The 14610-nt window shown below is 65.2% G+C and carries 16 protein-coding genes and 1 other RNA gene; 10 read left to right on the top strand and 7 right to left on the bottom strand.

Annotated elements, in window-relative coordinates; translation table 11 throughout:
• The first annotated feature begins 4 nt into the window (after nt 1-4).
• Nucleotides 5-490 carry a GlcG/HbpS family heme-binding protein gene (locus tag E2K76_RS08280; RefSeq protein ID WP_136683831.1) on the top strand — a complete coding sequence of 162 codons (486 nt, stop codon included), beginning with the start codon at nt 5-7 and terminating at the stop codon, nt 488-490.
• A gap of 36 nt (nt 491-526) precedes the next feature.
• Here E2K76_RS08280 and E2K76_RS08275 read toward each other — a convergent pair whose 3' ends face one another.
• The 3 genes from E2K76_RS08275 to E2K76_RS08265 form a co-directional block, all read right to left on the bottom strand.
• A complete protein-coding gene (locus tag E2K76_RS08275; RefSeq protein WP_136683830.1) occupies nt 527-1558 on the bottom strand; it encodes a sugar phosphate isomerase/epimerase family protein in 1032 nt (343 codons plus the stop codon).
• Between the two features lie 61 nt (nt 1559-1619).
• Nucleotides 1620-2588 carry an alpha/beta hydrolase gene (locus E2K76_RS08270; protein ID WP_136683829.1) on the bottom strand — a complete coding sequence of 323 codons (969 nt, stop codon included), beginning with the start codon at nt 2586-2588 and terminating at the stop codon, nt 1620-1622.
• The gene (locus tag E2K76_RS08265; protein ID WP_136683828.1) at nt 2581-3315 is read right to left on the bottom strand and encodes an alpha/beta fold hydrolase; all 735 of its coding nucleotides are present in this window, start codon (nt 3313-3315) and stop codon (nt 2581-2583) included. The genes E2K76_RS08270 and E2K76_RS08265 overlap by 8 nt, the downstream gene beginning before the upstream one ends.
• Nucleotides 3316-3461: 146 nt before the next feature.
• Here E2K76_RS08265 and thrS point away from each other — a divergent pair, with 146 nt between their 5' ends.
• Together thrS and E2K76_RS08255 are read left to right on the top strand one after the other, a co-directional pair.
• Nucleotides 3462-5402, top strand: coding sequence for a threonine--tRNA ligase (gene thrS, locus E2K76_RS08260; RefSeq protein ID WP_136683827.1), 1941 nt, complete (start codon nt 3462-3464; stop codon nt 5400-5402).
• A gap of 41 nt (nt 5403-5443) precedes the next feature.
• Nucleotides 5444-5938, top strand: coding sequence for a cytochrome b (locus E2K76_RS08255; RefSeq protein WP_136683826.1), 495 nt, complete (start codon nt 5444-5446; stop codon nt 5936-5938).
• Here E2K76_RS08255 and E2K76_RS08250 read toward each other — a convergent pair.
• Genes E2K76_RS08250 through E2K76_RS08240 form a run of 3 tightly spaced genes read right to left on the bottom strand, consistent with a single transcriptional unit; the run spans nt 5922 to nt 9382 of the window.
• Nucleotides 5922-6725: an NUDIX domain-containing protein gene (locus E2K76_RS08250; protein WP_281280713.1), complete on the bottom strand. Its 804-nt coding sequence runs from the start codon at nt 6723-6725 to the stop codon at nt 5922-5924. The genes E2K76_RS08255 and E2K76_RS08250 overlap by 17 nt on opposite strands.
• A 49-nt stretch (nt 6726-6774) precedes the next feature.
• On the bottom strand, nt 6775-7983 hold the full coding sequence (locus E2K76_RS08245; RefSeq protein ID WP_136683824.1) for an SAM-dependent methyltransferase: 1209 nt from the start codon (nt 7981-7983) through the stop codon (nt 6775-6777).
• 49 nt (nt 7984-8032) lie between these two features.
• On the bottom strand, nt 8033-9382 hold the full coding sequence (locus E2K76_RS08240; RefSeq protein WP_136683823.1) for a cryptochrome/photolyase family protein: 1350 nt from the start codon (nt 9380-9382) through the stop codon (nt 8033-8035).
• A 167-nt stretch (nt 9383-9549) separates the two neighbouring features.
• Between E2K76_RS08240 and E2K76_RS08235 the strand changes: the two genes are divergently transcribed.
• On the top strand, nt 9550-10596 hold the full coding sequence (locus E2K76_RS08235; RefSeq protein WP_136683822.1) for an extracellular solute-binding protein: 1047 nt from the start codon (nt 9550-9552) through the stop codon (nt 10594-10596).
• 12 nt (nt 10597-10608) lie between these two features.
• On the opposite strand, the gene E2K76_RS08230 is transcribed toward E2K76_RS08235, so the two are convergent.
• Entirely contained in the window at nt 10609-10938 is a 330-nt protein-coding gene (locus tag E2K76_RS08230) for a DUF3140 domain-containing protein (protein WP_136683821.1), read from the bottom strand.
• Nucleotides 10939-10983: 45 nt separating this feature from the next.
• On the opposite strand from E2K76_RS08230, the gene ssrA reads away from it, so the two are divergent.
• The 6 genes from ssrA (at nt 10984) to E2K76_RS08200 (ending at nt 14570) form a co-directional block, all read left to right on the top strand.
• Nucleotides 10984-11337: a transfer-messenger RNA gene (gene ssrA, locus E2K76_RS08225) on the top strand.
• 166 nt (nt 11338-11503) lie between these two features.
• Nucleotides 11504-12241, top strand: a complete 738-nt coding sequence (gene minC / locus E2K76_RS08220; protein WP_246032921.1) for a septum site-determining protein MinC — start codon at nt 11504-11506, stop codon at nt 12239-12241.
• On the top strand, nt 12238-13086 hold the full coding sequence (gene minD, locus E2K76_RS08215) for a septum site-determining protein MinD (RefSeq protein WP_136683819.1): 849 nt from the start codon (nt 12238-12240) through the stop codon (nt 13084-13086). Before minC ends, minD begins: the two co-directional genes overlap by 4 nt.
• The gene (minE, locus tag E2K76_RS08210; RefSeq protein WP_181952891.1) at nt 13083-13361 is read left to right on the top strand and encodes a cell division topological specificity factor MinE; all 279 of its coding nucleotides are present in this window, start codon (nt 13083-13085) and stop codon (nt 13359-13361) included. The genes minD and minE overlap by 4 nt, the downstream gene beginning before the upstream one ends.
• A gap of 146 nt (nt 13362-13507) precedes the next feature.
• Complete coding sequence (locus tag E2K76_RS08205; RefSeq protein WP_136683818.1) at nt 13508-13960, top strand: SspB family protein; 453 nt, start codon at nt 13508-13510, stop codon at nt 13958-13960.
• A gap of 58 nt (nt 13961-14018) precedes the next feature.
• Nucleotides 14019-14570: a class I SAM-dependent methyltransferase gene (locus tag E2K76_RS08200; RefSeq protein WP_136683817.1), complete on the top strand. Its 552-nt coding sequence runs from the start codon at nt 14019-14021 to the stop codon at nt 14568-14570.
• Nucleotides 14571-14610 lie beyond the last annotated feature (40 nt).

Here is a 14610-nt window from a genome sequence, read left to right as displayed (position 1 = left end):
GAATATGAAACATTTCCTGCTTCCAATGCTGGGGACGCTTTGCGCCATTCCGGCATTCGCCGATGATCTCGTCACGCAGCAAAGCCTGGGCACCGCACTGGCGGTCGATCTGGCGCAAGACGCCGTCGCGGCCTGTGCTGCCGACAATTACAACGTCGCCGCTGCCGTGACCGACCGTTCGGGCGTGCTTCTGGCGCTGGTGCGGGCCGAAAACGCCGGCGCACATGCCGCGAATGCCGCCACGGCCAAGGCCTTCACCTCGGCTTCTTCGCGCAACCCGACCAGCGGCATGGCACAGACGGTGCAGGAAAACCCCGGCGCGGCGGGGCTGGAGGACATTCCCGGCTTTCTGGTGCTGGCGGGCGGCGTTCCGGTGAAGGTGGGCGAGGCCACGATCGGCGCGATCGGCGTCGGCGGCGCGCCGGGCGGCAACCTTGACGAAGCTTGCGCACAGGCCGCGCTGGAAAAACACGCGGCCCGTTTGCAGTAACGGCTTGGGGCGCGCATCAGCCGCGCCCCATCCCGATCAGGCGGACAGCCCGGCGATATGCTTGCGCCCGGTCCAGATGGTATTCGCGGCACCTGCCGGGTTGGCGGCCTTCGGGAACCCTTCTTCCGGCACGGTCCGGCCCGCATCGTCATGTTCGATGAAGAACAGGTGCTGCGAGGGATCGTCCAGCCCGGCAAACACCGCCGTCCAGTCGATCTCGCCCTTGCCGACATCGGCGAAGTCGAACTTCTTTTCCCCAGCCAGCGTGTCGATCCGCCCGGTGCGGTTGCCGTCTTCGGCCCAGTTCAGATCCTTGACGTGGAAATAGGGGAACCGCGCCTGATGGGTGCGGACCAGCGCCGCCGCATCCTCGCCCGCTGCCGCCGCCCAGCCAATGTCGAATTCGAACGCGACCAGTTCGGGGTCCGTCTGCTCCAGCAGGATGTCATAGATCGGCTTGCCGTCGAACCGGGTGAATTCGCCATTGTGGTTGTGGAAGAAGAATTTCAGCCCGTTCGCGCGCGCATGTTCGCCCCAGATGTTCATGTTGGCGGCAAACTCGGTGAACCCTTCGACCGTCAGCGGCACGTTGTAATAATGCGCCGTGCCGCAGTGATCGAGGCCCAGTTCCTTCGCGGTGGCAAAGCACTGCGCGCGGCCTTCCTCGGAATACCACGGGTTCTCGCCGTCCATGGTGCGCGGGCCGAAATGGTTCGACGCAACGCGCATCCCCCGATCCTCGACCAGCTTGCGGAATTCGGCGGGGGTGCGGCCAAGGAAGTCGCCGCCGATCTCGATCTGCGCGATCCCGGCATCGGCCAGAACCGAAAGCGTATCCTCCAGCCCCAGCGACGCCTCTGCCATCAGCGCGCGCACGGTGAAAAGCTGCACGCCGATCCGTTCCGGCGGGATCAGGCCGCCCGGCGTGAAGCCGAAGCCGTCCGCAGCGTTGGCTGGCGCGATGCTGCCCGTCTGTGCCAGCGCGGGCATCCACCCCGTCGCCAGAAACGCGCCGCTGCCCGCAGCCGCCGTCATGAACCCACGACGCTTCATCGAAAACCCGCCCATCGTTCCATCCTCCTATGGTTGGGCGGAAGATTAGCGGCGCTTGACTGCAATGCAATCGATTTCAGGGAAGCCGTTGCGCCCAGTTCAGGATCGCATCCGCCACCCCATCCGTTCGCGCGGGCGACAGGATGCGCCCCGCAATCACATGGCGCATCGGATCATCGCCCTCCTCCAGCGTCACCTGATCGAGCGTGACCGGGCCGCCCCACTCGGCGGCTGCCGCCTCGACCGCGCGGGGGTCGATCACGCGATCCTCGGGCGACCAGACGAACAGCGCGGGCACATGCGCGGTGCCCAGGTCGATCCGGCGGACGTGATCCATCAGCGTGACCATCGGGATCACCGACACCGTGGGATAACGCATGGTCCAGTGTTTCGCATGGTCTTCGTTGACCGGCTGGAACGACCGTTCGCCCCCCGCGATCATCGGCAGCCAGCGCCGGGCATAGGGAAGCTCCAGCATCCACGCCATGCGGTTGTTCAGCGCGAAGTTGGGCGAGATCAGAACCACCCCCGCCAGCCCCTCGGACAGTTTCGGATCGGTCGCAGCCAGCGCCGCCAGCGTCGCGCCGGTGGATGTGCCGACAAGGATCACCCGCTCTCCCAGCCGCCGCCCGATGGCGATGGCTTCGGCCAGATCCTCGACCCAGTCGCCCGCGGCGGGTTCGGCCATCGCCGCACCCGACCGCCCATGCCCCGACAGGCGCGGGAAATAAAGGTTCGCCTTCAGCCCCTGCGCCACGCGGTCGGGAACGGGACGTATCTCCCATTTGCTGGCAGAGAAGCCGTGCAGATAGACGATGGAATATTTCGTGCTTTGCCCCGTCGTGCCGGACCAGACGATCTCTTTGGCATCATCGGGGCGCAGATCGGACACCGCGCCTTCGCGGCCCGCCAGCCAGCCGTCGATGTCGTTCGGGATCGAGGCGGGATCGAAGCTGATGGTGCGATCCACCACCTCGCGCGGGGCAAGAAACCACGCAAAGGCCAGCACGCCGGCCAACAGGCACAGCCACAAAAGGCTACGCATCCAGAACATCCTCCACGGCGGCAATCATCAGCGACAGGCAGTCGGGGTCAGAGAAGCGGTGATCCGCGCCCTTGACCAGCGTCAGGCGGATGTCATCCGCATCCGCATGGGCCAGAAGACGCAGCGCCACTTCCTGCGGCACGTCGGCATCTGCCGTGCCCTGCAAAAGGCGAACCGGGAACGGCAATGGCAAGGGCGCGCGCAGGACCAGCCGATCACGCCCCTCCTCGATCAGGCGGCGCGAGATCACCATCGCATCGCCGTATTCGGACGGCAGCGCCAGCGCGCCCGCCATCACCTCGGCCCGCTGGGATTCGGTGAACCCGGCCCACATCAGGTCTTCGGTGAAATCCGGCGCGGCGGCGATCCCGACCAAGCCCGCGATCCGCTCGGGCATCGCCCGCGCAAGCAGAAGCGACACCCAGCCGCCCATGCTCGACCCGACCAGCACGACCGGCCCCGGCACCAGCGACAACACGGCGCGGGCATCCTCGAACCAGTCCCCGATCGCGCCCTCGACAAAGGTTCCCGACGACTGCCCATGCCCGGAATAATCGAAGCGCAGAAAGGTCCGCCCCTCACGCTCCGCCCAGTCCTGCAGCGCCAGCGCCTTCGTCCCCTCCATGTCGGACCGCATCCCGCCGCAGAACACCACGGGCACGCCCGCGCCCAAGGTCAGGCGATAGGCGATGCGGCGACCTTCGGGCGTGGTCAGGAAATCGGTCATGGCGGCTCCTTTTTCTGCATTTGCATAGCAAGGCGCGCCGCGTCCCGCCAGTGGTTGACTTTGGCACGCATGGCGCGCAAAACGGCCCCGACATAACCCGCAACCGGGCGTTCCGTGGGCGCCAAATCGACGAGGAGAGCCAAGGCATGGCCCAGATTTCCCTCACCTTTCCCGATGGCAACAAGCGCGATTTTCCGGCGGGCACGACCCCCGGCGAAGTGGCGTCATCCATCTCCACCAGCCTTGGCAAGAAGGCTATCTCGGCCACGGTCGATGGCAAGCACTACGATCTGCAATGGCCGATCGACGCCGATGCGACCATCGCGATCAACACCATGCAAGACGACGCCGCCGCGCTGGAGCTGATCCGTCACGATTTCGCCCATGTCATGGCCCGCGCCGTGCAGGAGCTTTGGCCGAACGTGAAGGTCACGATCGGCCCCGTCCGCGATCAGGGCTGGTTCTATGACTTCGACCGGGCAGAGCCGTTCACGCCCGAAGACCTCGGCCAGATCGAAGCGAAGATGAAGCAGATCATCAACGCCCGCGAGCCGGTGAAGACCGAAGTCTGGGACCGCGCCCGCGTCCGCGCGCATTACGAGGCGGCGGGCGAGCCGTTCAAGGTGGAACTGCTGGACCGCATTCCGGGCGACGAGCCGATCCGCATGTATTGGCACGGCCCCTGGATGGACCTCTGCCGTGGCCCGCACCTGCAATCGACCGGTCAGCTTCCCGCCGATGCGTTCAAGCTGACCACGGTCGCCGGTGCCTACTGGCTGGGGGATTCCACCCGCCCCATGCTGCAACGCATCTATGGCGTGGCCTTCAAGAACCGCGAGGATCTGAAGGCCCACATGACCATGCTGGAAGAGGCCGCCAAACGCGACCACCGCAAGCTGGGCCGCGAGATGGAGCTGTTCCACATTCAGGAAGAAGCCCCCGGCATGGTGTTCTGGCATCCGAACGGCTGGCAGGTCTATCGCACGCTGGAAGACTACATGCGCGGCAAACAGCGCAAGGGCGGCTACCGCGAAATCCGCACCCCTCAGGTCGTGGACCGCGTGTTGTGGGAGAAATCGGGCCACTGGGAAGCCTATCGCGAGAACATGTTCATCGTGGAGGTGGACGAGGAAGGCGCGAAGGAAAAGCGCATCAATGCGCTGAAGCCGATGAACTGCCCCTGCCACGTTCAGGTCTATAACCAAGGACTGAAATCCTATCGCGACCTGCCGCTGCGTCTGGCGGAATTCGGGTCGTGCCACCGGTATGAGTCGTCCGGTTCGATGCACGGGCTGATGCGCGTGCGCGGCTTCGTGCAGGACGACGCCCATATCTTCTGCACCGAGGATCAGATCGAGGAGGAATGCGCCAGCTTCATCGCGCTTCTGTCCGAGGTCTACCGCGATCTGGGCTTCGAGAAGTTCGACATCAAGCTGTCGACCCGCCCCGATGTCCGCATCGGCACGGACGAACAGTGGGACAAGGTCGAAGGCGCGCTGAAAGGCGCCATCGAGAAGCTGGGCCTGCCCTACGAGATCAACGAGGGCGACGGTGCCTTCTATGGCCCGAAGCTGGACTTCAAGCTGACCGACGCGATCGGCCGCGAATGGCAGTGCGGCACGTTCCAGGTGGACCCGAACCTGCCCGAACGCCTCGACGCGCAGTTCATCGGCGAGGATGGCGCGAAGCACCGCCCCTACATGCTGCACCGCGCGATCCTTGGCTCGTTCGAGCGGTTCATCGGCATTCTGCTGGAGAACTATGCCGGCAAGCTGCCCTTCTGGCTGGCCCCGCGTCAGGTGGTCGTCGCCGCCATCGTGTCAGATGCCGACGATTACGCGCGCGAGGTTGCGGCGGCGCTAAAGGCCGTGGGCGTGCGGGCCGAGACCGACCTGCGGAACGAAAAGATCAACTACAAGGTCCGCGAACATTCGGTCGGCAAGGTTCCGGTCATCCTCGCCGTCGGCATGCAGGAGGTCGGCGCGCGCACCGTCTCGGTTCGCCGTCTGGGCGAGACCCGCACCGAAGCCGCCACGCTGGACGACATCGTCGCCAGCCTTTCGTCGGACGCGAAGATCCCCGCCTGACTTTTCTGCCTCCCGCGCTAGCTCAAGTGCGGGAGGCAGCCATGCGCGACCGATACCACCCCGCCCAGAAGGCCCTGCACTGGGCCACCGCGATCCTGATCCTTGCCATGATCCCCGCAGGTCTGGCGATGCAGAACGAAAGCGCGATCAGCGACGCACTTTTCACATTCCACAAGAACGCGGGCGTTCTGGTGCTGGCCCTGATGCTGACACGTCTGGCCTTGCGCTTTGCCTATCCGCCGCCGCCGCTGAACATCCCGCTGGCGGGCGTCGCGCATCTGACGCATTGGCTGCTTTACGCGGTGGTCATCGTCATGGCGGTGTCGGGCATCCTGCGCGTGTTGGCGGGCGGCTTTCCACTGGAAAGCCTGAATGCCATCGGCATCGTCATGGAAAAGAACGAGGCGCTGGCGAACCGCGCCAAAGGGGTCCACTGGGCCGCGCATTACGCCGTGATCGGGCTGGTGCTGCTGCACATCGCCGCCGCCTTGCGCCATGCGCTGCGGCGGGACGGGGTGTTCAGCCGGATGCTCTGATCCGCGCCCTTTCGCGCGCCAGCCACAGTGCCGTCACGATCAGGGGGGAGTTCTGGATCTCTCCGCTCGCCACCAGATCCATCATCCCGTCGAACGGCACCAGATGGCCGCGGATGTCCTCGGCCTCGCCTTCGACGCCGAACACCCCCGCCGCGCCATCGGGCAGATCGGTGATCGCGACATAGGAATAGATGAACTCGGTCTTGGCCCCCGGCGAGGGGTAATAGCTGGACACATGCAGCAGATCGCCAAGCGTCAGGCCCGCCTCCTCGACCGCCTCGCGCCGCGCCGCCTGTTCGGGCGTCTCGCCGGCGTCGATGCGGCCCGCGATGGCCTCCAGCTGCCACGGTTGCGCATCGCCGCGCCCGAACGGCCCCGCGCGGAACTGTTCGACCAGCAGCACCCGGTCGCGCACCGGATCATAGGGCAGCACCGTCACCGCATCGCCCGACACGAAGACCGCGCGGTTGATCGCATCGCTTTGCGTGCCGTCGAAGCGGCGGAAATGCAGATCGTATTCCTCGACCGCAAAGAAATGGGCATAGGGCTGGCGACGGCGCAGAACCTCCACCTCGGCGGGCAAGGCATGGTGGCGCAGTTCGGTCGGGGCGGGCACGGCGCGGGCGCGGCTGCTTGCGGCGACGCGCATCTGCTCCAGCCGCGCGCGGATCTGCTCGGGGCTGCGTTGGCCGTAAAGCGCCATGATGTCGGCGGCCAGTTCCACATCCCCGCCCGCCGCCTCGAAAAAGGCGCGCCGTTCCGGGTCCTTGCCGATGATGTCGTCCATGTCCGCCTCCGTCGCTTTTGGCGATGGTTGCTGCATCGCGGCGGAAGGATCAAGCGGGGCGCTGCACGGTGATCTGGGTCACGTCGGTATTTCCCGCCCGGAACGATCCGGCACAGGCGGTCAGATAGAAGGTCCACATCCGCCGAAACCGTTCGTCGAAACCCATCCCGGCGATGCGGTCCCAGCGGGCGTTGAATGTCTCGTGCCACCTCCGCAAGGTCTGGGAATAGCTTTCGCCGAATTCGACGCTTTCGGTCAGCACCAGCCCCGCCCGCGCGATTTCAGACCGCAGAACGCTGGGCGAGGGAAGCATCCCGCCGGGAAAGATGTATTTCTGGATGAAATCGACACCCTGCCGGTAAAGCTCGAACCGCCGGTCCTGAATGGTGATGATCTGAAGCGCGGCGCTGCGACCGGGGTTCAACGCCCCCCGCAACGTGGCGAAATAGGCGGGCCAATACCGCTCGCCCACCGCCTCGAACATCTCGATCGAGGCGATGCCGTCATAGCGGCCCTTCTCGTCGCGGTAATCCTGAAGGCGCAGGTCCACCAGGTCAGCCAGCCCCGCGCGGGCGATGCGGGCGGCGGCGTAATCGTGCTGGGCGCGGCTGATGGTCAGCCCGGTCACGCGCAGCCCACGTTCGGCGGCGGCATATTCCGCGAAACCGCCCCAACCGCAGCCGATCTCCAGCACATGATCGCCGGGGGAGACGCCCATCCGGTCCACCAGCGCCGCGTATTTCTGCCGCTGCGCCTGTTCCAGCGATTCCTGACCCGTCAGGAACAGCGCCGAGGAATAGGTCATCGTCTCGTCCAGCCACAGCCGATAGAAGTCGTTCCCGAGGTCATAGTGATGGGCGATGTTGCGCCTTGCCTGCGCGCGGCTGTTGGATCGCAGCCAGTGGCGCGCCCGTTCCCACGCGCGCAGCATGCCAAGGCCGGGAAACCCGTCATAGATGTCGTCGTTCCCGGCATTGATCAGGTCCATGAAGGCCTGAAGGTCGGGCGTGGACCACCCACCCTCCAGATAGGCTTCGGAAAAGCCAAGATCCCCCTCACGGATCAGACGGGCGAAGATGTCGGGATCGTGGACCTCGATTTCGGCCACCGGGCCCGCCGCTGCGCCTTCCGCCCGAAACCTGCGCCCGTCCGGCAGCACAAAATCCAGCCGACCGCTGCGGATGGACCGCGCCACATCGAACACGGCTGTGAAGTAACGCGGCAAGCCCGCTTGCCCGTCTGTCGTTGTCAGAACCATGGCAATCCTCCGCATTAAAGTCTGGCGCGGAAGATGTCGCTGGCAAGCGTTACTTGCGTTGATAGGCGTCCAGCGCGCGCATTCGCCCTTCGGCAAGGCCGATCAGCGGCGCGGGCGGCATCTGATCGGGCGCAAGGTTCCACGAAACAGGCACCGCGTCAAAGAAGGCCAGCGCGTCTGGGCCCGGTTTGCGCTGCCCCTCGGCCAGCCAGCGATCCTGATAGGCGCGCTTGGGGTCGAATTTTTCCGCCTGCGAGGCGGGATTGAAGATGCGGAAATAGGGCGAGGCATCCGGCCCCGATCCCGCCACCCATTGCCAGTTCAGCGCGTTCGAGGCCGGGTCCCAGTCGATCAGCGTCTGTTCGAACCACGCCTGCCCGACGCGCCAATCGGTCAAAAGATGCTTGGTGAGGTAGCTGGCGACGATCATCCGCGCGCGGTTGTGCATCGTACCGGTCACGAACAATTCGCGCATCGCGGCATCGACCACCGGCTCTCCGGTCATGCCGCGCCGCCACGCCTCGGCATCGGCATTGTCGCGGCGCCAGGGAAACCGCTCCCATCCGTCGCGCCAATGCCGGGTCGCCAGATGCGGAGTGTGGTGCATCAGGTGGTGTGCAAATTCGCGCCATGCCAACTCGCGGATGAATGGCAGTCCGCGTTCGTGATGCAGCGCCGCATGCCAAACGGTGCGCGGGCCGATCTCGCCATAGGTCAGGTTCTCGGACAGGCCCGAGGTCGCGCGCATGTCCAGCCGGTCGCGCCCCGCCTCATAATCGACCAAGCCGCCGTCCAGAAAATCACGCAAGCGTTTCGCCGCCGCCAGTTCTCCGACCACCGCGTGCCGCGCGACCACCGCCGCCCCACGCCGCATCCCCGCGCCCATGTTCCAATCGGCAAGCGCCTCGCTTTCGGGCCATGCCTTCGGCGCCAACAGCTTTCGATGCGAGGGCATCGGCTCGGGCGCGCCCATATCGCGCAGGGTGTTCCAGAACGGGGTGAAGACCTTGTAGAAACCGCCCGTCTTGGTCGCGACGCTGTCCGGGCCGCGCAGAAGGTGGCCGGGATGCGCCTCTCCCTTCACGCCGGGATCGGGAAAGGCGTGCAGGCGCGCGTAATGCACCTCGCCCCCGGTTTCGGCCGCAAGCTGCGCCAGCACCTTGGCAGGATCGCCCCGGCGCAGGATCAGGCGGCTGCCCAGCCCCTCCAGCCGCTGGGCGAAACTCTCGACCGCCAGCCCCAGCCGCCATTCCGGCGCGGTGCCCAAGCCCCCCTCATGCACGAAGACGGGAATCAGCGGGCGGCCCGTCTGCGCGGCCCATGTCAGCATCGGGTTGTCGGCGATGCGCAGATCGCGGCGGAACCACAGGATCAACGGCGCTTCGGTCTGGGGGGCCATCTCATCCTCCGGCTGTCCGAGTGCGAAACTAGCAGCCCGGCAGGCGGCGTCCACCGCCTGCGATTTACGCATCCGCCCGATTTGTGCGCCTTGCGGCGTCATCGCATCTTGCTTGGGTGCCGCCCGGTTGGTTAGCTACCGCCGATCACCTTTTCAAAGGACCGCCCATGCGCCTGAAATCCCTTCTCGGCTCTGTCGCCGCATTGACCATTGCCGTCCCTGCATTCGCCGCCGATCCCGATCTGATCGTGCTGGACTGGGCAGGGTTCGAGATTCCCGAACTGGTGCAGGGTTATGTCGATGCCCATGGCGACGCGCCCACCTGGTCGCTGTTCGGCGACGATGACGAGGCGTTTCAGAAGGTCGCGTCGGGCTTCCGCGCCGATATCGGCCACCCCTGCTCGCAGATGGTGTCGAAATACCGCGACGCGGGGCTGATCGAGCCGTGGGATGTCAGCCGCATCCCGGTCTATGCCCAGATTTCCGACCGCTTCAAGGAATCGGAGATTTTCCACGACGATGAGGGCGTCTGGTTCATCCCGACCGATTATGCCTATACCGCCATCGCCTATAACCCCGACACCGTCCCGGCCGACGATGTGGCCAGCGTGCAGGTCTTTGCGAACCCGAAATACGCGGGCCGCATCTCGCTGCCGGACAACACGGACGACATCTGGGCGCTGGCCTATCTGGCGACAGGCGTGACCGACTGGACCAACGCGAACGAGGAACAGTTCGAGGCAGCCGCCAACTGGCTGCGCGAGGTTCATCCGAACGTCGTCGCTTATTGGGCCGATCCGTCGGAACTGACGCAGCTGATGGCGGGCGGTCAGGTGCAGGTCGCATGGTCGTGGAACGACGGCGTCGCGCTGATGCAGAACGACGGCTATCCGGTCGCCTTCAACCGCGAGGCGACCGAGGGCGCGTCGTCCTTCTTCTGCGGCTATGTCAACTTCAAGAACGGTCCGGGGTCGGAAGACAAGGCCTATGACTTCATCAACGCCTGGCTTGCCCCGGAATCGGCGCAGGTGCTGGTGGACAATATCGGCTATGCCCACACCAACGACGCCGGCATGGCGATGATCGCCCCCGAGGATGTCGAGAACGCGCATCTGAGCGCGGTTGACGGCACGCTGCTGGCCCAGACGCCCATCGACACGCAGATGCGCGACCGCATGGTCGAGACGTTCGAGCAGATCAAAGCCGGCTTCTGACGCCATTCGGGGTCACGATTTCGGATCGTGGCCCCAATTCATCAGCGAATACCGCCAGTCGCTGTGCTCCATATCCTTCCCCGGCCCGCCCTGCGCCTTGTGGCGCTTGATATAGCCGATGACCTTGGCCATGTGCGCCCAGTCGCCCTCGCTCAGATCGGCCTTCTTCTTTTCCTTGATGCCGATGATGCGGTGGCCGGATTTGTGGCCGGTGCTTTCGCCGTTTCCCCGCGTGTCGCCGACCTTGCGGCTTTCCTCGGTTTCAAGCCATTTCTTCAGGGCGGAAGGGGTCATGTTGACCAGATCCTTCCATTCGTTCCAGATTTCATCATGCGTTTTCATGAGGTCCTCCCTTGGAATGCAACCGGAAGGACCCGCCAAGGTTCCGCCCTTGCGGCCCTCGGTGCCGCGCCTTATATCAGGGGTGTTCCGGCTTGCCGGGACTATGGCGATAAACGCACCCGTAATAAGCGGATCGGACCCGGGGGCGGTACCCGGCGACTCCACCAATACTCCCTCGTTTGGGGCGGATGGGGTCGAAACAGGATCGACGAACGTCTAAAGGGGCCAGCTTTCGCTCGGTGAGGTACCACCGTTATCGGTCCGAAATGTACAGTTGCAAACGACAACCGTGCTCCGATGGCTGTTGCTGCGTAAGCAGTAATGACATCGAAACCTAAGTCCTTGCGCTTAGCCGCGTAAGGCGGGGCCCGCAGGAGCCTGGCAACAGAATCCTGCACCTTTCCCCACCCTTTTCCGCACGAAGCGGGCTTTACAAGTTGGCGGGTTCCTGCTGAACACGCGAGCGGCGTCTTTCGCGCGGTTGCCCGATCGTGCGATGGGCCTTTCAATAAGAAGCGGGTGGCCCGTGCCGCGATCCGCCACAAAGCAGGAGCAGAGTTTCACCGTGTCAGATCGATACGCCCGGACCGAACCCGGCCCGGCCACGGCATCCGCGTTTCAGGTGCGCGGGCGATTCCTGACCGCATTGGCGCTTCGCATCGAATCCGGCGGCGCGGATCATCGCTTCTTCGCCCAGCTTGACGATCAGCTTCGCAAGGCGCCGCAGCTTCTGCTGGGCGGGCCCGTCGTGCTGGATTTCGCCAACGCGCCGGATCTCGGCCAGCCGGACCAGCTGCGCGATCTGGTGGAAAAGCTGCGCCGCCGCGACATGCGCGTCTTTGCCGTGCAGAACGCGGCCGGCATCGGAGGGGCGCTCTTGCAGACGCTGGGCCTGATCGCCCTGCCCCCCGGACGCGACGCGCCTCCACCGCGCGAGGCCAGCCCCACGCCGACAACCGAAGCCCCCGCACCCGTGCAGAACACCGTCATCCGCTCGACCATCCGGTCGGGCCAGATGGTCGTGGCGGATCAGGGCGATCTGACGATCATCGGATCGGTCGCCTCGGGGGCGGAACTGGTCGCGGCGGGCAACATCCACGTCTATGGCCCCCTGCGGGGCCGCGCCATGGCGGGCTGCCACGGGAACGAGGATGCGCATATCTTCTGCCAGAGCCTTGATGCCGAACTGGTCGCCATCGCCGGAATCTACCACACGAGCGAGATGCTGGAGGACACCATCCGCCAGCGTTCGACGCATATTTACCTAGAGGACGAGATACTTCGCATGGAGGTGATCGCATGACGACCGAAGCCAAGAACAATCCGCCGCTTGGGCGGGTCATCGTGATCACATCCGGCAAGGGCGGCGTCGGCAAGACGACCTCCTCGGCGGCGATTTCGGCAGGGCTGGCCAAAAAGGGCTTCCGCACCGTCGTGATCGATTTCGATGTGGGTCTGCGCAACCTCGACATGATCATGGGGTGCGAGCGCCGGGTGGTGTTCGACTTCATCAACGTCATCCAGGGCGATGCCAAGCTGAAGCAGGCGCTGATCAAGGACAAGCGGCTGGATACGCTGTCGATCCTGCCCACCTCGCAGACGCGCGACAAGGATGCGCTGACCAAAGAGGGTGTGGAGCAGATCCTGAACGAGCTGAAGACCGAGTTCGACTATATCATCTGCGACAGCCCCGCCGGGATCGAACGCGGCGCGCAACTGGCGATGTATTTCGCCGACGAGGCCGTGGTCGTGACCAACCCCGAAGTGTCCTCCGTGCGCGACAGCGACCGGGTTCTGGGCCTTCTGGGCAGCCAGACGAAGCGTGCCGAAACCGATGGCGCCGAACCGATCAAGGCGCAGGTTCTCATCACCCGCTATGACCCCTCGCGGGTCGAGATCGGCGAGATGATGACCGTCGAGGATGTACTGGAAATCCTTGCCGTGCCGCTTCTGGGCGTGATTCCCGAAAGCAAGGCGATCCTGCGTGCGTCGAACGTCGGCACGCCGGTCGTGCTGGATGCCCCCTCGGCAGCGTCCGAAGCCTATGAGGATGCGGTGATCCGCCTGACCGGGACCGAGCTGGAGATGCGTATCGTCGGCGAACGCAAGCCGGGCCTGTTCCAGCGGCTGTTCGGGCGCACGGCATGAGCCTGTTCGATTTCATCCGCAAACCGCGCCAGCCCAAATCCGCGCAGACGGCCAAAGACCGGCTGCAGATCCTGCTGGCGCACGAGCGCAGCCGCGAAGGCAGCCCCGAGGCCGATTACCTGCCCATGCTGCAAGCCGACATCGTGGCCGCCATCCGCAAATACGTCGCCATCGGTGACAAGGATGTCGAAGTGCGCATGGAGCGCGGCGACCAGATGTCGAGCCTCGAGATCAACATCGAACTGCCGAAGACGCCCGCGACCAAAGCAGGCTGAAGCCAGGGCCGGGGCGGGAAATCCTGCCCCGGTCGCACCCCGCATTTCTGCGCCCGCGCGCGCGACCGGCCGTGCTCCGGTGCGTTCAACGCCTCTTTCCTTCGCCCCCAAATCGCCTATGCTGCATCCGGATCAAGGAGATGCGAATGTCCCAAACCATCGATTACGGCAACCTGATGCACCGCGCGATGCGCGGCCTCATCCAGAACGTGCTGACCGATGTGTCGAAGAACGGGCTTCCGGGGGCGCACCACTTCTTCATTACCTTCGACACGCGGCACGAAGACGTGGCGATCGCGGACTGGCTCCGCGCCCGCTACCCCGAGGAGATGACCGTCGTCATCCAGCACTGGTTCGAAAACCTGATCGTCACCGACGAGGGTTTCTCGATCACGCTGAACTTCGGCAACCAGCCCGAGCCGCTTGTCATCCCCTTTGACAGCGTCCGCACTTTCGTCGATCCGTCGGTCGAATTCGGCCTCCGGTTCGAGACGCATGACGTCGAGGAGGAGGACGAGGAGGAAGCAGCCGAGGAGGAGGCGGAAGACCGCCCGCAACGCGACGCCGAGATCGTCAGCCTCGACAAGTTCCGCAAGTAGTCGCAAAGCCGTTACCAGCGGCGGATAGCACCATGGCGACCCTTTGCAGGAGCGCCAAATGTCCGACCTCGGCCTGTTCATGAAGCAGCTGATCCGCCGTCCGCACCATGTTGTGGCGCTTGCCCCGTCCTCGGACGATCTGGCGCGGGCGATGGCGGCGCATCTGGCCCCCGATACGGGCCGCGTGGTCGAACTGGGCGCTGGCACGGGCAAGCTGACCCGCGCGATCCTTGCCCGCGGCATCGACCCGCGCGATCTGACCGTGTTCGAGACGAACCCCGATTTCTGCGACTGTCTGCGGGCGCGCTTTCCCGGCGTGACCGTCCATTGCGCGGGGGCGGAAACCGCCTCGGGCACCGTGGATGCGGGCGTCGGCGCGGTGATCTCGGGCCTGCCGCTTCTGTCGATGCAGGCATTGACGCAGATGGCCATCGTGGGCGGCGCGTTCCGCATGCTGGCCCCCGGCGCCGCCTTCACGCAGTTCACCTATTCCAACCGCACTCCGGTCGCGCAGGGCGTGGCGGCGGAACTCGGCCTGAAGGCGACGAAGGGCGAGAAGGTCTGGGCGAACCTGCCCCCTGCCCGTGTGTGGCATTACCACCGCGATTGATTTCGCCGGGGTTATGGGCCATCAAACCCGCGACAAGTTC

This window comes from Falsirhodobacter xinxiangensis (assembly GCF_004959935.1).
In the GTDB taxonomy this organism is placed as follows: Bacteria; Pseudomonadota; Alphaproteobacteria; order Rhodobacterales; family Rhodobacteraceae; genus Falsirhodobacter; species Falsirhodobacter xinxiangensis.
This window is presented reverse-complemented; position numbering and strand designations above follow the sequence as displayed.